Origin of the sequence: Tunturibacter empetritectus, from assembly GCF_040358985.1 — a bacterium.
GTDB lineage: Bacteria > Acidobacteriota > Terriglobia > Terriglobales > Acidobacteriaceae > Edaphobacter > Edaphobacter empetritectus.
Genome location: NZ_CP132932.1, coordinates 4,837,890 through 4,855,882, shown reverse-complemented (window position 1 = coordinate 4,855,882; position 17,993 = coordinate 4,837,890). Strand labels below are relative to the sequence as shown.

Here is a 17,993-nt window from a genome sequence, read left to right as displayed (position 1 = left end):
AATCAGAGTTCGAGGCGAGAGTCGTCAATAGCGAGGCGAACGTTGCCATCCGACTTGGTGAGGCGCCGCACAGCCTCCATCTTGTCGACGTTAGCCTTTAGCATAACGACGGCGATCGGAATCGATTTGCCCGCGGACTTGATGGTGCGGATCGCAGTATCACGATCGATATCGCACACCGTCATCAGCACGCGAATGCCGCGCTCTACCAGCTTCGCGTTCTTCATGTGCACATTGACCATGAGGTTGTCGTAGACGTACCCGAGCCGCGTCATAGCCCCAGTAGTGATCATGTTCAGCACCATCTTCTGGGCTGACGCAGACTTCATGCGCGTAGAGCCTGAGATAACCTCAGGGCCGACTTCAGTGATGACCGTGGTGTCTGCAACATCGGAGAGCGGGGTATTGAGGTTGCATGTGATCGCGGCGGTCTTAGCTCCCCGAGCCCGCGCATACTCAACCGCGCCGACCACGTAAGGCGTGCGGCCGCTCGCCGAGACTCCGATGACGATGTCTTTGCGGGTCGGGCGTCGTCGGGCGATGTCGCGCTGGCCAATCTCCGGTGAATCCTCGTTCACGTCGGAGGCAGATGCGAGAGCTTTGGGGCCGCCGGCCATTATGTACTGGACTTGCGAAGGAGCGGTAGAGTACGTTGGTGGACACTCCGAGGCGTCGAGAGAGGCGATGCGGCCGCTGGAGCCGGCTCCTACGTAAATCAGTCGGCCACCATCGCGCAGGGAGCGAGCGACAGTATCGATGACGATAGCGATCTCAGGCAGCGCCTTTTTGACTGCGGTTGCGATCTTGGCGTCTTCGTGATTTATGATTCGGGCGATCTCGAGTGCGGACTTGGTGTCGAGTCCCTCTGAGGCGGCGTTGGCGGTCTCCGTGGTGAGATCGTTGTAGTCTGCTGCGCCACGGTTGACGGGTTTTGGTGTCGGGGCCTGCTCAAGCATGGTAAGGGTTGCCATAAGTTTTCCTACTGTTCTGCTGGGGCAATTCTAGTCCTAACCCTCTCAGATGCGTCAAGAAAGGTTTGCCCCATGCGAGTTATCATAAAGGGGCGGGGTTACGGCAGATGATGATTGGGGTGGCGAACTAAGTCGACCTGTGATATGCAGAAAGTTCTGATTCAAACGAAAAGTTCTCATAAAGTTATAAGGCTGAAGTTAAAGCCTCCGGGGCTTCAGTTGACCGAAGTCTCCACTGAGTACATAAGATGCATCTCGGCTCAATTGGTTTACCCAGGCTGAACGCTCAGGAGACCACACGCCGGCAAGCAGCCTGATGATTGCAACTCTTAGATTGGTGCGTCTAAATGTTAGAGGATTCGGAAGATCGCGTGGAGACCGGGAAGGTTCAGCCGGAACCAGAAAATCGACAGCAGATGGAGCCGTCAGGACAGCGGAAGGGAGTCATGCACTCCTGGCTGCGCGACCTGGTGATCTCGGTAGCGGTATCGGCGTTCATCATCATCTTTCTCTATCAGCCAGTACGAGTAGAGGGAACCAGCATGCTGCCTATGCTGGAGGATCAGGACAGGCTGTTCATCAATAAGATCGCATACCGGGTCGGCGAGATTCAACGCGGCGACGTGGTCGTCTTTCTCTATCCCCATGACCATGAGAAGAGTTACATCAAGCGGGTGATCGCCCTGCCGGGAGATACCCTGCGGATCGATCATGGGCAGGTCATTGTGAACGGAAAACGCATCTCGGAGAGCTATGTGCCAAGGCGGTTTGTCGATGACAGATCGCAACCGGAGATGACTGTGCCGGGAAATGAATACTTTGTGATGGGGGATCATAGGTCGATCTCAAGCGACAGCCGCGACTTCGGGCCAGTCGACCGGAATCTAATCTATGGCAAGGCGGCATTTGTCTACTGGCCGATGGATCAGGCAGGGGTTGTCCGTTAGGCAGGAACAATAGTCGCCGGACAGGGGACAGCACATTTGTTGCCGTATCAGGCCGCGGTGGCGTTACGGACGATCTCTGCAAAGGATTTAGCCTGCAGGCTTGCCCCACCAACCAAAGCCCCGTCGATCTCGGGCTGGGACATCAGGCTGGCGACGTTGTCTGGTTTGACTGAACCGCCGTACAAAATGCGCATGCCACTGGCGCAGGGAGAGCCCAGGTGGGCTGCCACCTCGCGGCGAATGATGGCGTGAGCTTCGTTGGCTTGCTCCGGGGTCGCAACGCTGCCGGTCCCAATCGCCCAGACAGGCTCGTAGGCGATGACGAGGTTCCCGCAAGATGCTCCCTTGATGCCGTTGAGTGCGCAGGCAATCTGCCAGCGCAGAACCGCTTCGGTCAGGCCGGACTGACGCTTGTCGAGCGTCTCGCCAACACAGACAACTGGGATCAGCTCGTGATCGAGGGCGGCCTTCAGTTTCAGATTGACCATGTCGTCAGTCTCGTGGGCGTAGATGCGCCGCTCGGAGTGGCCCAGCAGCACCCGGGTGCAGTCGATGCTTTCAAGCATTGTCGGGGATGTCTGGCCAGTGTAAGGCCCTTCGTTCAGCCAGTGCATCGTCTGGGCGCCGGCGGTGACGTTCGTCCCCTTGGTCGCCTCGATGACGTAGCCAAGCGAAGACATGGTGGGGAAGATCGCAATCTCGCTGGTCGTGTGATCCTTCACCAGAGGAAGAAACTCTCTGAGGAAGGCTAAGGACTCATTGGGCGTCTTGTACATCTTCCAGTTGGCGGCGATCAATGGCTTTCGCATGTGCGAATCAGTATTCCATTTTCTTTGCGGACTTGGGAAGGACTCTGTCACAACACGTTGGCGACTAGCGAAATCTCTGGTTGTCTGTCAGTGCGGCTACGCCGGGCAACGTCTTGCCTTCGAGGAATTCGAGGCTCGCGCCACCGCCGGTAGAGATGTGGGTGATCCTGTTGGCAAATCCGGACTGCTGGATCGCAGCAACAGAATCTCCGCCACCGACGATGGTGGTGGCGTCGTGATTGCGCGCAACAGCAGCGGCAATCTCGTTTGTGCCGCGAGCGAAGGCAGGCATCTCGAAGACTCCCATGGGGCCGTTCCAGATGATGGTGCGCGCCTCGGCGATCTCCTCCTCAAAGAGCGCAATGGATTTCGAGCCGATGTCGAGCGCCATCATATCTTCCGGGAAGGGACCATCGCCAAAGAACACCTTGGTTTTCGCGTTCGGAGCGAACTTGTCGGCAAGTACGTGGTCAATCGGCAAAAGGAAGCGAACGCCTTTAGCCTTCGCCTTTTCAAGCGCGGCTTTGGCGACGTCGATCTTGTCGATTTCGACCAGCGATTTTCCCGTACTCTGCCCCTGCGCGTTGAGGAACGTATAGGCCATACCTCCGCCGATGATGATGGCGTCAGCCTTTTCCAATAGGTTGTCGATCACCTGGATCTTATCCGACACCTTGGCTCCGCCGATAATCGCGACAAACGGTTTGTCGGGCTCCGTAAGAGCCTTTCCGAGGTAGGTCAACTCCTTCTCCATCAGCAGCCCGGCCGCGGATTGTTTCACGTAGTGGGTGATCCCTTCCGTGGAGGCGTGGGCCCGGTGAGCACTGCCAAACGCATCATTGACGTAGATGTCGCAGAGCGAGGCGAGCTTTTGCGCGAAGACTGGATCGTTGGCCTCTTCCTCCGCGTGGAAGCGAAGGTTCTCAAGCAGCAATGGCTGGCCAGATTCGAGATTGAGCGCCATCTCGCTGGCGACGACACCAATACAGTCAGGCGAGAAAGCTACGTTTTCGTCATCGCCCAGAATGTGGTCGAGCCGGGTGCGGAGATGATCGACAAGCGGACGTAGGCTCATGGAGGCGACCGGCTTGCCTTTGGGGCGGCCCAGATGCGAACAGAGGATGACCTTGGCCTTGTGGCGCAGAGCGTACTCGATCGTCGGGAGAGTCTCGCGAATACGAGTGTCGTCGGTGATGATGCCGTCTTTGAGAGGGACGTTGAAGTCGACGCGAATGAGGACGCGCTTATCGGTGAGGTCGAGGTCGCGGATCGATAGCTTGGCCATGTCAGTTAGAGGATACCCGAGATGATGGTGAGAAGCGTCGATTGGCCAAAGATATGGGTAAGCCGACCAGAAAAACCATCGCGGCGATGCTATTAAGGAGAACCGCGGGAGCTGGATTCGGATTATTCCTCGGGTAAAGATTCGTGTGCGGAAGCACCAGGTGGTACATCACCGCATAGATGAACGCTCCATACAATAGGCCGGCCGTGATCGCGTGGTCGGCAAGAAACGGAACGGCACGCGCTACGAGGACGAAGAGCGTCGCCCAGACCAATGCGATGAAGAGATGCGCAGCCAGACCGAGGAGGACGCTGGGGATGCCGTCAGAGTACGCGGCGCGGCCAAGGATGCCGCTCGCGATGGACTGCGGGATCTGCCTTGGAGGTATTCCGCGCAGACCATAGAAGATGATCGGATCGATCATGTCCAACAGCGCGGCTACCATCGCGCCGACCAGGATGGCCTTCGGGACGGAGCGGTTTGGATCGCTTGGCATGGGGAATTCTAAAACATCCCGAGCTGCTATTCGGAGATCAAGGCGTCGGCTTCGATCTCGATGCGCCACTTGGGGTTGAGCAGCGCGGCGACGACCACCATAGTGGCGGCGGGACGAATATGCCCGAAGAACTGGCCGTGAACGCGGCCGACGGCCTCCCAGTCTTCGGCGCGGGTGAGGTACATGCGAGTGCGGTACACCTGCTCGATAGAGCTGCCGGCGTTTTTGAGCGCTGTGGCGATCAAGGTCAGACACTGTTCAGTTTGTTCGGCGACTGCTGCATTGTCTGCACCCACCGGACCGGTTCCGGAGACGTGGACGTGGTTGTCGATGCGGACGGCGCGCGAAAAGCCGATGATCGGCTCGAAGGGGGAGGTGCCGAGAATGTTTTTTCGTGTCATTTTTTTTGTAGTGGATGCTCGGTTTTGTTGGGGTTTTTTGGGGAAAGGCGTGTTTTCGTGTGGTGTTTTGGTGGTGGGAATGTGGTGATTTGCGTGGCTGATGTGGTGTTTTAGCAGTCACTTTTTCGGGTGCTAAAAATGCGCCATCTTTTTCAGGTTTATTTTGATGGAATCATAGCAGGCCATTCCGAGAGGAGATGTCAGCACCCGCGAACGGCGAGGGACGACCGTGATGCCGCGCAGATTCTACGATGGCTCGGAGATCTGCTAGGTCGCGCTGGACGGTTCTATCTCTGCGACAGGCGGTGAAGCTTCTCGCGCAGCTTTGCGTTTTCTTCATCGAGCTTTGCGAGCTTTTGAGTAAGGGGCGCCAGCACTTCCTGAATCTCCTCTACGGTGTAGCGAGGGGTGATGTGCTGCGGGCAGTTCCAATCGAAGCCTTCGACGTGGATTAGGATGACTCGCTCGACTATCGAAGACTTCTCCGTGGGCCGGAAGGATTCGATCAGCGCTGGGGCCTGGGAGTCGTGCTCATGGATTTCGACGCGGCCAAGGATCTTGAGGCGCGTCTGGTTGGGATAGTCCATGAAGAAGAGAGCGACACGCGCGTCGTGGTCGAAGTTTCCCAGACTGATGTACTGCTTGTTGCCGCGCAGGTCCGCGAAGCCGAGGAGGCCGGGCTCGATGACGCGGACGAAGCCCTTTGGGCCGCCGCGGTGCTGTACGTAAGGCCAGCCTGTCTCACTGACCGAAGCCATGTAGAAGCTGTCCCGCAGAGCGATGAAGGCCTGCTCGTCAGGTCCAAGCGTGCTTCCTGACGGCGAGTGTTCCGCCATTCGCTCATACTGGCGCCGGCTGCCGTGCTCCTGCTGATGTTGTTTGACGAGTGGGGTAAATGCCAGTTCCTGAAAGCGACCCATAACGTGCTCGATCCGGGCAGGTGGACTCGCTGCCTGAACTATTGATTCACGGCGGGCTCGATAGGATGCAGAAGGAACCAGTATGCAGAAGGAACCCTGGCAGGGTTGAATACGGACCCTGCCAGGCATAGAGGACGGTTACAGGCCTTTTTTGACGAGGAAGAGGATGAGATCCTTCACCCGGCTGGAGTAGCCCCACTCGTTGTCGTACCAGCTGATCACCTTGCCGGTGTTCTGGCCGACGACCTTGGTCAGCTTGCTGTCGACGATGCTGCTGAGCGGGTTGCCCTTGAAGTCCGAGGAGACCAGCTCTTCATCCGTGAATCCCAGAATCCCCTTCAGTTCGCCATCGGCAGCCTTCTTGAGGGCTTCGTTGATCGACTTTTCGGTGATGGGCTTCTCGGAGACGAAGGTGAGGTCGACCACCGAGACGTTCGGAGTCGGTACGCGCATCGAGAAGCCGTCGAGCTTTCCGTCCATTGCAGGAACGACGAGCCTCAGGGCTTTGGCGGCGCCGGTGCTCGACGGAATCATCGAGAGGGCGGCGGCGCGGGCGCGACGCAGATCCTTATGCGGCGTATCGAGAATGACCTGATCGTTGGTGTAGCTGTGGATCGTAGTCATGATCCCCGAGGCGATGCCGAAGGTATCGTGCAGCACCTTGACCACCGGCGCGAGACAGTTGGTCGTGCAGCTCGCATTCGAGATGACGTTGTGCTTCGCCGCGTCGTACTTGTCGTCGTTCACGCCCAGCACGAGGGTGACGTCCTCGTTGGTCGCGGGCGCAGAGATGATGACCTTCTTCACGGTGCTGCCAAGGTGCGCCTTAGCCTTTTCGGCGTCGGTAAAGAAGCCGGTGGACTCAACCACAATCTGCGCCCCAACCGAGGCCCAGTCCAGCTTGGCCGGATCGCGCTCGGCGAATACCTTGATGTGCTTCCCATCGACCGCGATGAAGTCGGAGCCGTGGGTGATCTCGTTCTTCAGGTTGCCGAGGATGGAGTCGTACTTGAGGAGGTGGGCCAGTGTGGCGGGGGTGGTTAGGTCGTTTACGGCTATGAATTCAATGTCGGGGTTGCCTAAAGCGGAGCGGAAGACGTTGCGTCCAATGCGGCCGAAGCCGTTGATGCCTACCTTTACAGCTGCCATGATTTTCGGTTGCTCCTGTCGTGTTGCTGCGTTATGGATTCGTTTGACCATTGTAAAGCGCGGCGAACGACTCTGCACCTCGTCAGAGCGGGACGTACCAGCGCAAAGGCGCGGCAAAATTCGGCGCAGCTTGGTAGTAGGTCAGTTTTTGGAGTGTAATGACTGAGGCTGCCGTAAAGTTGACTTTGCGGGCGCTCCGTCAGAAGCCGTGGGATGTGAGAAAGTTGATGACGATCGAAGCGAAAAGGTCGGGCTTTTCAAGGTATAAGAGATGTCCTGTCCCAGGCACAACAACCCGAGCAGCGCCTGGGATCGACATGACAAGAGCCCCTGAAACCGCCTGATTGTCAGCAATGTCTGCTGAACCCGTGAGAATCAGCGTGGGTACTCGTAGATCGCGCACATATGGAAAAACAGGTTTTTCCGGAAGTGGCATATCGTCGTGCGTGTGGTCTTGCGGAAAAGCGTTGAGCAGCTTCCGGAGGTGCTCGCGGGCGGTGTCATTTCCAGGTGCGATGGAGTAGACATTTTTCGCCCTTACTTCTACAGGATCCTTAGCATCTTGAATCTCAATTTGCGCCATCACGAAATGCTCGGAGTAAGGAAAACCGTCTGCCTCCGGGCCGACAAGCACAAGATCGCTAATTTGCTCCGGGTATCGAAGTGCAACACTCAAGGCAACATTGCCACCGTGAGAACTTCCGACCAGTGCAGCTTGAGATACTTTTCGATCGCGGATGATGGCTGCAACGTCGTCGGCTTCGAAATAGGGCTTCTTTGTAGCTGGGGAGTGGCCGTACCCACGTCGATCGTAACGGATTACGTGGAATTGTTTGCAGAGAGAGGGCCATACATCATCCCACACGGCTGAATTTACTATCCCATCATGAAGGAGAATCACAGCCTTCGGACCTTTACCGCATTCTTCGTAGTACAAGCGAGATCCTTCTACTTCGACGAATGAACCTGGTGGATTCGCGGGCACAGTTGATTGCGCGTAAAGACCCCCCACTCCGAACAGAGTGGAGAAAACCACAAGCGTCGAGCCGAGAATTTTCATCAAGACAGAGTATCCCAAAATCAAATGACTGCCCGCAAAATGGGGTTATAGGTAACTCTGGCAGCTCCGGATTTTCAAACTGACCCACTACCCGCAGTTTCCCCACGACGCACTGGGAGAGAGCTCGCGGCTATTGGTCAATTAGCCACAGACTTAGAACTTGAAGAACTTCTCGCGAAGAGCATCTTCGTAGTTTTTCTTGGCCTCTTTTGCCTTTTCTCGGGCATCTTCCTCACGAAAATCCGCAGCCTCCCAAGCGTCGATCTCTGCCTCGGAGTGATCAACTGAGGCGAGCGCCTCTTCTTCGCGGATAGCGGTGATCCATTGATCGACAGCTTCTTTATATGCAGCCTGCATCTGGTTCAGATCGGAGACTTCGACGGCCATGGTCCACCTCTTTACTCGCGACACTACCTCAGATATGTGAAAAGACGATGTAACCCGCTGAGAAAAGGAGAGATGAGGGTAGACAATTCCGGGTTAGAGGAGTGGCTGAAGGAGTATCGCGCGAGATGCGACGGATTTGCGGGAGCCTTCTGCGCTGTGTTACAAGCGTCGTATGCGCGAATTGCGCGAATGGATAAGCGAAAAGATGAGACGACGCCCTAGACGTGGACCGAATGACTCCGAGTCCACGGGGAAAAGTGGGCAGGAGTTGCCCTCGAACCAGCCAGCTCCCCTGAGACCAACCTACCCGGAGGCCGCGCCGGTACGCGCCGCGGAGCCCGAGCCAGTCAAAGCCGAACGGATAGTGGAACCGGCGACCGTGCCCGCAGCGGAGCATTCAGAGCCCACCGAGCCAAAGATGGTGATGGAGACTCAGCCCGAATCGCTCGGGACTCCACCCGCAGAGCTGACTGCGACCAAATCGCCAAAGGGCTACGTTGTACTTGCGATCGGACTACCCGGTTCAGGCAAGACGACCTGGTACAAGCGCCGCGGCGTAACTCCGTTGTCGAGCGATCTTCTGCGCACCCTCCTCTTCGACGACATCACCGAACAGCGCTATCAGGGTCTCGTGTTTTCGACGCTGCGAAGCCTGCTGCGCGCCCGGCTGATCGCCAAGATGCCGTGGAACTACGTGGACGCGACGAACCTCTCGCCACACGAGCGCAGGCAGTGGATCAAGATGGCCAAGAGCTTCGGCTACGAGGTGCAGGCTGTGTTCTTCGACGTGCCATTGGCCGTCTGCATGGAGCGCAACTCGAAGCGCGATCGCCAAGTGACCGACGAGGTGATGCAGAAGATGGCAGAGCGCCTGAAGCCGCCCACCTTCAAGGAAGGCTTCGAGAAGATCACCGTGGTGCGCGTGAAGGGCCAGCCCGGCGCGGCAGGGGAGCCTGCAGCTGCAGATTCTGTTCCCGAGACCGCAGAATAAACTCGCAGTTCGCCACAGGTTAGAGTAGGAGACATGCCCACGGTTGGCGTTGAGTTCGCGAAGGTGAGCTATACGCTGGCAGGTGGGCGTGTTTTATTGCGCGACATCTCTTTGCAGCTTGAAGCGGGAACCACAACGGCTCTGCTGGGACGGAGCGGGTCCGGCAAGACGACGCTGCTGCGCATGGTGAATAATCTGGTGACGCCAAGCACAGGCGAGGTACTCGTCGCAGGCCATAGGACACAAGATGCCGACACCATATCGCTCAGGCGCAGTATCGGCTACGTTATTCAGGAGACCGGCTTGTTTCCCCACATGACCGTGGAGCGAAACGCCGGTATGGCGCTGGAGCTTGCAGGACGCTCGAAGGACGAGATTGCGGCTCGCGTCCGCGAGATGATGTCGCTGGTCGGACTCGGTTACGAAGAGTTTTGCCGAAGGTACCCGTGGCAGCTCTCAGGCGGTCAGCGACAGCGCGTAGGGCTTGCACGCGCACTCGCAACCGACCCAACCGTGCTGTTGATGGATGAGCCCCTTGGCGCCCTCGATCCTCTGACGCGCGCCGAGATGCAGACCATGTTGCGCGATCTGCTGAAGAAGGTTGGCAAGACTGTACTGCTCGTAACTCATGATCTGGACGAAGCCTTATACTTGGCCCGACGCGTCGTCTTTCTGTCTGAAGGCACTGTGGTGGCAGATCTCGCCGCAGAAGAAGTTTTGCGGTCAGAAAACCTTCATGTAAAAGATTATGTTCATGCTGTACATCGCGTGGTGCAAGCGTGATCGACTTTCTTCGCCAAAATGGATACGACATCGGTCGTCTAACCTTCGAACACCTCTGGCTTACGTTGTCGGCGATGTTGCTGGCCGCTGCCATTGGTCTTCCATTGGGTATCCTGCTAACCCGAAGGCAGAGACTCGCCAAGCCCGTCATTGGGTTTGCGAACGTACTGCAGACCGTCCCCAGCCTCGCGCTGTTTGGCCTGCTCCTGCCTGTGCCGTGGTTGGGAGAAAATGCAGCACGGCTGGCGATCCTGGCTTTAACCGGCTACGCCCTCTTGCCCATCCTGCGGAACACCTATGCCGGAATCGGAAGCCTGGATCCCGCGCTGATCGACGTGGCCAACGCAATGGGGATGACCTCGTGGCAACGGCTCATGAAGGTAGAGCTACCGCTGGCTGCGAGCGTGATTCTGGCCGGCCTCCGAACCGCAACTGTGACCTGCGTCGGCGTCGCGACCATCGCCGCGGCGATCGGCGCAGGCGGCCTGGGGGAGCTGATCTTTCGCGGTGTCGCCAGCGTCGACAACGGCCTCGTCCTCGCCGGCGCCATCCCCGCCGCTCTGCTCGCTCTTATAGCCGACGCAGGCCTGGGACTTCTGGAGAGACGTCTGGCCGTGAGGCGCGTCTGAGATGATCATTCTCGAATCCGAGAGAATGTTGTTTCGCCCGCATGAGGCCGCGGACCTCGAGGCTTTCTGCGCGATGGAGCAGGATCCGGACGTTCGCCGATACGTGGGCGGTGCTCCGCGAACCAGAGAAGTTGCCGAAGATAGATTCTGGAACCGAGTCATGCAGAGAGTGGATGACAGGCTGGCGATGTGGGCCTGTGTGTTGAAAGCGACCGACGGCTACATCGGGCGCTGCGGTCTCTATGCAAACGTGCAGGGAGACGAAAGAATCCCAGGAGAGGCGGTTCTCGGTTACTATCTGCGCTCAGAATTTTGGGGGCAGGGTCTGGCAACCGAAGCGGCCCGCGCCTTCGTAAGGTTCGGCTTTGAAGAGCTGAAGCTGAACCGCATCGTTTCAACCGTACAGGAGGGCAACGAATCCTCCCTGCACATCTTGAAGAAGCTCGGATTCGTCGTCACCGACTACGAGCAGGGAACGAGATCGTTTTATAAATTCGAACTAAAGGCTCCGTCGACGCAGAACGTCTCTGCGGGAGGAGCGAGTTGCTGAAACCGAGCCAACTCCGTCCTACGAGCCTGATTGCTGCTCTCTTCTGCCTGCTTGCCATCGCGTGTGCCCCACCGCGATCCTCTCGCATCACCATCGGAGCCAAGAACTTCACCGAGCAGGTTGTCCTCGGGGAGATGCTCGCTCAGGAGATCGAGTCCATCACCGGCGAACCGGTAGACAGGCGCTTCTATCTGGCTGGAAGTTATCTCTGCCAGCAGGCGCTGGTAAGCGGACGCATCGACGGATACGTCGAGTACACCGGCACGGCGCTGACCGCAATCCTCAAGCAGCCACTCCCTCCTGTAGGACAACGCGATGAGGCCACAGTCTTTCGTCAGGTAAGCGGTCTGTACGCATCGAGGTACCACGTAAAGGTAGGGCCTGGGCTGGGCTTTGAGGACACGTTCGCGATGGTGGTGCGCGGCGACGATGCGAAGCGTCTGGGCGTGAAGACGATCTCGGACGCAGTGAAGACGCCGCCTGATCCCAATGGCTGGAGGCTCGGCGTTGGCTACGAGTTTCAATCCCGTCCGGATGGTCTCAGCGGCCTCGAGGCGACCTACGGACTAAAATTCGCAGGCGATCCCCGAACCATGGACCTTGGGCTCCTGTACCGAGCTCTGTCGAACAGTCAGGTAGACATGGTCGCTGGCAACTCCACCGATGGTCCCATACGAGCGTTAGGCTTCGTCGTGTTGGACGACGACAAGCACTACTTCCCACCCTACGAGGCGGTGCCGTTGATAAGAGAGGATTCGCTGCAGCGGCATCCGGGAATTCAGGTCGCCATGGACAGGCTCGCAGGTAAGGTGAGCGCCGACGAGGTGCGTGGGATGAACTACGCCGTAGACTCCGAGCACAGGGACGTGGCAGAGGTAGTAAAAGAGTTTCGCAAGTCGAAGGGGCTCTAAGAGAGGGCTCTGAGTTTGAGGGAACAATTCGGAGTGTGCGCGCTGATGGTAGTCGTGCAAAATCCCTCCAGTAATTAAGAACAACGACTGGAGAGACGGAAGATGAGCGAGTTGAGAGTAGTTGCGATTGCAACCGATCTGGCACAGAAGGTAAGAGAGTCGAGACTGTCGCCGGGATACAGGCATCCGGTAACCGCAAAGGTTGCAACCGGACATGGCCCCTGCAGGCACTGTCTAAGACCATTTGCCGTCGGGCAGGAGGTGCGGCTTTTGTTTACCCTGAATGCCTTCGATGGAGCAGCGCCGATACCCCAGCCCGGCCCGGTGTTTATCCACGAGGCGGAGTGCAATCGATACGCGGAGCAGGCTGGGTATCCTAAGGAACTCTTGCCCTTCGGTGCGGTGATCGACGGCTACGATGCAGACCAGATCGTGCGGCGGCGTGAGACGATAACTGACGGATCGCAGCCAGCTGCCATCGAACGAATCATGCGCGATCCGTTGGTCCGCTACGTAATGGTTCGCGACGGTAAGGCCGGCTGCTACGACTTTCGCATTGAGCGAGTGGAGGGATCTTGATGGTCGAACCATGGCTGCGAGGAACGTTGACCGAATTCGATGCAGTGCGGCGACAGGTCCTGCACGCGCTGGAACTGGCGCAGGAAGATGTAGAGCGATGGTGCACAGGATTAAGCGATAGCGAGATGAATGCTAGGCCGTTTGGGATAGCTCCCGTCGCCTTTCATCTGCGCCATATCGCGCGAAGTCTGGACCGTCTGCTGACCTACGCCGAGGGGAGAGCCCTATCCGGTACGCAGATGGACGCGCTGCACAGTGAGATGGAGGGCGCATCTGCCGAGACTGTGCTCCGCGAGGTCCGAGCTGGACTGGCCGAAGCGCGACAACGCGTCCTGATGATCTCGCCGGAAAGCTATGAAGAACCGCGGGCAGTAGGCCGATCCATGTTGCCGAGCACAGTAGGTGGACTTCTTGTCCACTGCGCAGAACACACACAGCGTCACATCGGGCAAGCCATCACCACCGCGAAGGTCGTGATGGGAGCGCGCGGGGAGCCGCCATACTCTTCTGAAAAAGCTCTCCGCGAGAAAGGGAACATCATCCCATAGATGGAGCGAAAGATCCTCCATTTACATGGTTGACTCTTCCCACCAGTCCGCGTTGAATCGCTGCGAGGACGAACATGCCACAGGCGCAGCAGATACAAGCGGTACGGAACAAAACCGGATCTCTTTTTTCTTTGGCGGTGGTATCCGCTATAGTTTCGGTAGCCTGTGTCGCCATCCCGATGTTTGTCATTCGCCCGTTCCGCCCACAGGGAGCGCGCGAGTTGGGGATTGCCCTGGCCGTCCGTCACGCCGGCCCTTGGCTAGCGGGTGTGTGCTTAGCGGTCGTGCTGCTCGTGATATATCTCCTCTGGAAGAACGCACGGATTGGCGCTCGAATCGGACTGATCTGCCTGCTTCTGCTTACGTTCGCGGGAGCAGTCTTTACCCATATCAACATCTTCGAAAAGATGTTCCACCCCTACGATTCGCCCTCGTTCGAGAGCGCGGACGAGGCAAAAGTCGATCCCGGCGACAAGGTGCTGGCGGTCACGGTGGGACAGGAAGCCCGAGCTTATCCGATCCGCACCATGGGCTATCACCATATCGTCAACGACACGGTAGGCGGCGCACCGATCGCCGTGACCTATTGCACGTTATGTCATACGGGGCTGGTATGGAGTCGCGTCGTCGATGGAAAACTGCTGCACTTCCGCCTGGCGGGCATCAACAACGGCAACGCTCTCCTGCGCGATGAGCAGACCAGCAGCATCTGGCAGCAGAGCACCGGAGAGGCCATCTTTGGACCGTTGAAGGGGCAGCAGCTGAAGCTCGTGCGCAGCGACGAGTTGACCTTCGCTTTGTGGAAGGGCGAGCAGCCCCACGGGCAGGTCTTGAAGCCGGACCCACTCTATGCGGCGGAGTACGATCCGAAAGACTGGGAGAAGCACGTCGAAAAAACGCCAACAGTAGTAAACACAACCCGCTCCGGCATCGCGCCCCACCAACTGATGCTGGGAGTCACCGTAGGGGAACAGAGCAAAGCCTACCCGATCGAGTCCATCCTCGCGGCAAAGCTGATTCAGGATCGGGTAGGCGACCAGCCGCTCATAGTCGTGGTCGGCCCTGACGGCGCATCGATCCGGGTCTTCGAAGCAACGCTCGAGAACAGACACCTGACCTTCGTCCAACGCTCAGGCCGCCAGACACTCACCGACATCGACACGGGTAGCGGTTGGAACTTCAGGGGATGCGCGGTAGAGGGAAGTCTGACAGGGCGCTGCCTCGCAGAGATCGACGCTCACAAAGACTACTGGTTCGACTGGATGAATCATCATCCCGAATCAGCGGTCTTCAAGAATTGAACTAGCTGACCAGGTGGCCCATCTTCTCGCGCTTGGTCTGAAGGTAGCGCTCATTGGTCGGTTCACTGGGAACTTCGGCTGAGATGCGCTCAACCACCTTGATGCCGGCAAGCTCCAGCGCTTCCACCTTCTCCGGATTGTTCGTGATCAGCCGAACTTCAGAGATTCCCATCTGCTTGAGGATCTGCGCCGGCAGCTCAAAGTGGCGGCAATCGGCCTCGTAACCAAGTTCAAGGTTCGCCTCAATCGTGTCCATACCCTTGTCTTGCAGCTCATACGCGCGCAGTTTCGCCATCAGGCCGATGCCGCGCCCCTCCTGCTGTTCATAGAGCAAAATACCCGTGCCGGCTTCGGTAATGGTGGCCATGGCAAGCTCAAACTGCTGACGGCAGTCGCAGCGCAGGGAGTGAAATACATCGCCGGTTAAGCACTGCGAGTGTATCCGCACAATCGGAGGCGCAGCGTGAACATCGCCCATTACCAAAGCCACGGCTCCCTCGACGCGCACAGCCGGTGGAGGAATATTGTCGTTGCAGGCAGCGGGGTTTTCAATGACACCCTCATAGCCGAGGATTCGGAATTGCCCCCAGCGGGTCGGGAAGTCGGCGTCGGCTACTTTGGTCACACTTGCGAACGGCATCGCTTGATTATACGTTTCCTGCTTCATGACCATTAGACTGTTCGGACCGGCCGTTGGATGCGAAGTTGCATCGGGGGCGTAAAGTAGACGTGTGACCCAGCCCGATCCCAAGCTGATCCTGATTACGCTGTTGATTGAATTGGGCGTAGCTGCGGCGTTTTCAAGCTCCCTGGCGCGATCGAACCGCTTCAAGAATCTCCTCCTTTTATCGCGGCGAACTCCACGCCAGACAATGTGGCTCGTCATCATTATCTGCGTGCCGCTGACCCTCGGGGTATGGGTCCGCACCACCGTGCCCAACTTTCTGGCAGCCGATCTCTCTCTCGAGATCACGATCCTCCTGGGAATTCTTGTAGGGCCACTGGCAGCCATGGCTGGCGGAGCGACTTTGGCAATTCCCGCCGTTCTGCACCATGAGTACTGGGCGCTTCCAGTCAATCTCGCCATCGCCGCCATCGCCGGAGCCTTCGGCCGCTTTGCCGATCCCGAAGATGTATGGTCGTTCTCCCCAATGATCGACCTCAGCATCTATCGCTGGGTCACGCGGAACCTGCGACGGCCGCAGCTCGATCGTCAGATTCTGCTGCTCCTTCTGGTCGCTGGGATGCAGCTCGGCACCAGCGCTCTGTCGCACTACTTTCCGCGCCGCTACTTCGAACTTAACTCCAGGGAGTGGTGGGTCCAGCTGTTGATCTGCGCCACCGCGCCCATCGTCGTAGGAATTCCACTCAAAATCTGGAATGCAATCCGCGTCGAAAGAAAGCTGGAGGAGCAGGGAAGACTACTGCTCGAGGCCCGTCTGGACGCGTTACAACGGCAGATCAACCCGCACTTTCTATTCAACACATTGAACTCGATCACGTCTCTGGTTCGCTCGCAGCCCGAACTCGCGCGCGAAATGATCGTCAAACTCGCCAACATCCTTCGCGTGCTTCTGAAAGATCGCGAGGCTTTCCTGCCGCTCCGTGAGGAGCTGCGCTTCACCGATGACTATCTGGATATCGAGGTAGTGCGCTTTGGCGACAAGCTGAAGGTAGTCAAAGAGATTGCAGACGATACGCTCGACATCGTGGTCCCCGGAATGCTCCTCCAGCCGCTTATCGAAAACAGCATCAAGCATGGCCTCGAGCCGCGAATCAGCGGCGGCACGGTCACCATCCGAAGCCGGATTACGCAAGAAAAAAGGTTGATGGTCGAGGTCGAGGATGACGGAGTCGGCATGGCTCCTGACCGCATCGACGTCTCTCTGGTCAGCGGTCTGGTTCGTCCTGGAAACGGCATAGGGGTACGAAACGTCCGCGAGCGCATGCAGGTCTTGTACGGCGATCTTGCGGCCGTCGAAATCAACAGCCGTCCGGGCCGTGGCACAAAGGTTACGCTGCTGATGCCGATTCTTGACGCCGGCGCCGAGGCCTGGGGACCGATCGGAGGCGCGGCCGGTCAGGCCATCAGTCACATGGTGGAAGACGCCGTGCGCGCGATGACGCGGTCGTAATAATCCTCGTAAAGCGGAATAACTCGAGAGGCGCAGAAGTGATCCTGCGCTGTCTTGCGGCCTGCTCGTGCCATCGCTTCCAGACGCGGCCGATCGCTTAAGAGCGAGATCGCCGCGGTGGACATGGAGTCAACGTCGCCTACACCAAAGAGAAGGCCATTGTGCCCATCCTGGATAAGCTCGGGGACGCCGCCGACGTTTGTCCCGATAGTTGGGACGCTGCACGCCATGGCCTCCAGCGCCGCCAGCCCGAACGACTCCATCTCGCTCGGCATCAGCATCAGGTCAGCCAGCGGCAGCAACTCATTGACGTTATCCTGCTTGCCGATGAAGTGCACCCGGTCCTGCACGTTGTGTTCGCGGGCAAGATACTCGGCGACGCTGCGGTCAGGGCCATCACCGATCAGCATCAGCCGCGCCGGCATGGCCTTGGCGACGCGGGCAAAGACGTTCACAACATCCTGAATGCGTTTGACCGGCCGAAAGTTGGATAGGTGAACCAGAAGCCGCTCGTTCGGCTCCGCAAAGCGCGGACGCATCGCAGCCACCAGCTCCGGATTGCGAACATAGACATCGCAGTTCACGAAGTTGCGGACAACCTCGATCTCAGAGGTGATGGCGAAGGCCTCGCGGGTGCGGTCGCGCAGATAGCTCGAGATGCTGGTAACCCCATCCGACTGCTCGATGCCGAACTTCGTAATGGGAAGATACGAGCGATCGAGCCCCACCAGCGTGATGTCGGTGCCATGAAGCGTCGTGATAAACGGCAGATGAATTCCCCGCGTAGCAAGCATCTGTCGCGCCAGCAACGCGCTCACAGAGTGAGGAATCGCATAGTGAACATGCAACAGATCCAGCGAATAAAACTCGGCGACCTCGGCCATCCGAGTCGCGAGCGCGAGATCGTAGGGCGGATGTTCAAACAGCGGATAGTTTGAAACCGCAACCTCGTGGAAGTGAATATTCGACTCACGGCCACTGAGACGAAAGGGCTGCGAGTAGGTAATGAAGTGAATCTCGTGGCCGCGGGCAGCCAGTTCAATACCAAGCTCAGTGGCGACGACACCGCTGCCGCCGTAGGTGGGATAACAGGTGATGCCGATCTTCATAGTCTTCCCATATCTTTAGGCTGCATCCACTT

21 protein-coding genes are annotated in these 17,993 nt (G+C 58.1%); 10 read left to right on the top strand and 11 right to left on the bottom strand.

Annotation, left to right across the window (positions count from 1 at the left end; genetic code table 11):
- Positions 1-2: 2 nt before the first annotated feature.
- Complete coding sequence (gene murQ, locus RBB75_RS20265) at positions 3-971, bottom strand: N-acetylmuramic acid 6-phosphate etherase (protein ID WP_353069126.1); 969 nt, start codon at positions 969-971, stop codon at positions 3-5.
- Positions 972-1,387: 416 nt separating this feature from the next.
- On the opposite strand from murQ, the gene lepB reads away from it, so the two are divergent.
- The gene (lepB, locus tag RBB75_RS20260) at positions 1,388-1,918 is read left to right on the top strand and encodes a signal peptidase I (protein ID WP_353070423.1); all 531 of its coding nucleotides are present in this window, start codon (positions 1,388-1,390) and stop codon (positions 1,916-1,918) included.
- 47 nt (positions 1,919-1,965) lie between these two features.
- Here lepB and tpiA read toward each other — a convergent pair whose 3' ends face one another.
- The 8 genes from tpiA to RBB75_RS20220 all read right to left on the bottom strand — a co-directional run bounded on the left by tpiA (position 1,966) and on the right by RBB75_RS20220 (position 8,425).
- Positions 1,966-2,727, bottom strand: coding sequence for a triose-phosphate isomerase (gene tpiA, locus RBB75_RS20255; RefSeq protein WP_353069125.1), 762 nt, complete (start codon positions 2,725-2,727; stop codon positions 1,966-1,968).
- A 64-nt stretch (positions 2,728-2,791) separates the two neighbouring features.
- Positions 2,792-4,012, bottom strand: a complete 1,221-nt coding sequence (locus tag RBB75_RS20250; RefSeq protein ID WP_179638411.1) for a phosphoglycerate kinase — start codon at positions 4,010-4,012, stop codon at positions 2,792-2,794.
- Between the two features lies 1 nt (position 4,013).
- Positions 4,014-4,508 carry a hypothetical protein gene (locus RBB75_RS20245; RefSeq protein ID WP_179638410.1) on the bottom strand — a complete coding sequence of 165 codons (495 nt, stop codon included), beginning with the start codon at positions 4,506-4,508 and terminating at the stop codon, positions 4,014-4,016.
- 26 nt (positions 4,509-4,534) lie between these two features.
- Positions 4,535-4,909 carry a RidA family protein gene (locus RBB75_RS20240; RefSeq protein ID WP_353069124.1) on the bottom strand — a complete coding sequence of 125 codons (375 nt, stop codon included), beginning with the start codon at positions 4,907-4,909 and terminating at the stop codon, positions 4,535-4,537.
- 287 nt (positions 4,910-5,196) lie between these two features.
- Positions 5,197-5,829 carry a pyridoxamine 5'-phosphate oxidase family protein gene (locus RBB75_RS20235; protein WP_353069123.1) on the bottom strand — a complete coding sequence of 211 codons (633 nt, stop codon included), beginning with the start codon at positions 5,827-5,829 and terminating at the stop codon, positions 5,197-5,199.
- 138 nt (positions 5,830-5,967) lie between these two features.
- Positions 5,968-6,978, bottom strand: a complete 1,011-nt coding sequence (gap, locus tag RBB75_RS20230; protein WP_353069122.1) for a type I glyceraldehyde-3-phosphate dehydrogenase — start codon at positions 6,976-6,978, stop codon at positions 5,968-5,970.
- 199 nt (positions 6,979-7,177) lie between these two features.
- Complete coding sequence (locus RBB75_RS20225) at positions 7,178-8,038, bottom strand: alpha/beta fold hydrolase (RefSeq protein WP_353069120.1); 861 nt, start codon at positions 8,036-8,038, stop codon at positions 7,178-7,180.
- Between the two features lie 153 nt (positions 8,039-8,191).
- Complete coding sequence (locus tag RBB75_RS20220; protein WP_179638406.1) at positions 8,192-8,425, bottom strand: hypothetical protein; 234 nt, start codon at positions 8,423-8,425, stop codon at positions 8,192-8,194.
- Between the two features lie 205 nt (positions 8,426-8,630).
- Between RBB75_RS20220 and RBB75_RS20215 the strand changes: the two genes are divergently transcribed.
- The 8 genes from RBB75_RS20215 (at position 8,631) to RBB75_RS20180 (ending at position 14,717) form a co-directional block, all read left to right on the top strand.
- Complete coding sequence (locus tag RBB75_RS20215) at positions 8,631-9,416, top strand: ATP-binding protein (protein WP_353069119.1); 786 nt, start codon at positions 8,631-8,633, stop codon at positions 9,414-9,416.
- Between the two features lie 33 nt (positions 9,417-9,449).
- The gene (locus RBB75_RS20210) at positions 9,450-10,199 is read left to right on the top strand and encodes an ATP-binding cassette domain-containing protein (protein WP_353069118.1); all 750 of its coding nucleotides are present in this window, start codon (positions 9,450-9,452) and stop codon (positions 10,197-10,199) included.
- Positions 10,196-10,828 carry an ABC transporter permease gene (locus tag RBB75_RS20205; RefSeq protein WP_353069117.1) on the top strand — a complete coding sequence of 211 codons (633 nt, stop codon included), beginning with the start codon at positions 10,196-10,198 and terminating at the stop codon, positions 10,826-10,828. The genes RBB75_RS20210 and RBB75_RS20205 overlap by 4 nt, the downstream gene beginning before the upstream one ends.
- Before the next feature lies 1 nt (position 10,829).
- Complete coding sequence (locus RBB75_RS20200; protein WP_353069116.1) at positions 10,830-11,378, top strand: GNAT family N-acetyltransferase; 549 nt, start codon at positions 10,830-10,832, stop codon at positions 11,376-11,378.
- Positions 11,375-12,289 (top strand): glycine betaine ABC transporter substrate-binding protein, encoded by a 915-nt coding sequence (locus RBB75_RS20195; RefSeq protein WP_434557160.1) that lies wholly within the window; start codon positions 11,375-11,377, stop codon positions 12,287-12,289. Before RBB75_RS20200 ends, RBB75_RS20195 begins: the two co-directional genes overlap by 4 nt.
- 102 nt (positions 12,290-12,391) lie before the next feature.
- Positions 12,392-12,868, top strand: a complete 477-nt coding sequence (locus tag RBB75_RS20190) for a DUF1203 domain-containing protein (RefSeq protein WP_353069115.1) — start codon at positions 12,392-12,394, stop codon at positions 12,866-12,868.
- Positions 12,868-13,416, top strand: a complete 549-nt coding sequence (locus RBB75_RS20185) for a DinB family protein (RefSeq protein ID WP_353069114.1) — start codon at positions 12,868-12,870, stop codon at positions 13,414-13,416. The genes RBB75_RS20190 and RBB75_RS20185 overlap by 1 nt, the downstream gene beginning before the upstream one ends.
- Before the next feature lie 221 nt (positions 13,417-13,637).
- Positions 13,638-14,717: a DUF3179 domain-containing (seleno)protein gene (locus RBB75_RS20180; protein WP_353069113.1), complete on the top strand. Its 1,080-nt coding sequence runs from the start codon at positions 13,638-13,640 to the stop codon at positions 14,715-14,717.
- 1 nt (position 14,718) lies between these two features.
- Here RBB75_RS20180 and ribA read toward each other — a convergent pair whose 3' ends face one another.
- Positions 14,719-15,357 (bottom strand): GTP cyclohydrolase II, encoded by a 639-nt coding sequence (ribA, locus tag RBB75_RS20175; protein ID WP_353070421.1) that lies wholly within the window; start codon positions 15,355-15,357, stop codon positions 14,719-14,721.
- 91 nt (positions 15,358-15,448) lie between these two features.
- Between ribA and RBB75_RS20170 the strand changes: the two genes are divergently transcribed.
- Positions 15,449-16,852 (top strand): histidine kinase, encoded by a 1,404-nt coding sequence (locus RBB75_RS20170; protein ID WP_353069112.1) that lies wholly within the window; start codon positions 15,449-15,451, stop codon positions 16,850-16,852.
- Here RBB75_RS20170 and bshA read toward each other — a convergent pair.
- Positions 16,810-17,961, bottom strand: coding sequence for an N-acetyl-alpha-D-glucosaminyl L-malate synthase BshA (gene bshA, locus RBB75_RS20165; protein ID WP_353069111.1), 1,152 nt, complete (start codon positions 17,959-17,961; stop codon positions 16,810-16,812). The two genes, RBB75_RS20170 and bshA, sit on opposite strands and share 43 nt — an antisense overlap.
- Between the last annotated feature and the right edge of the window lie 32 nt (positions 17,962-17,993).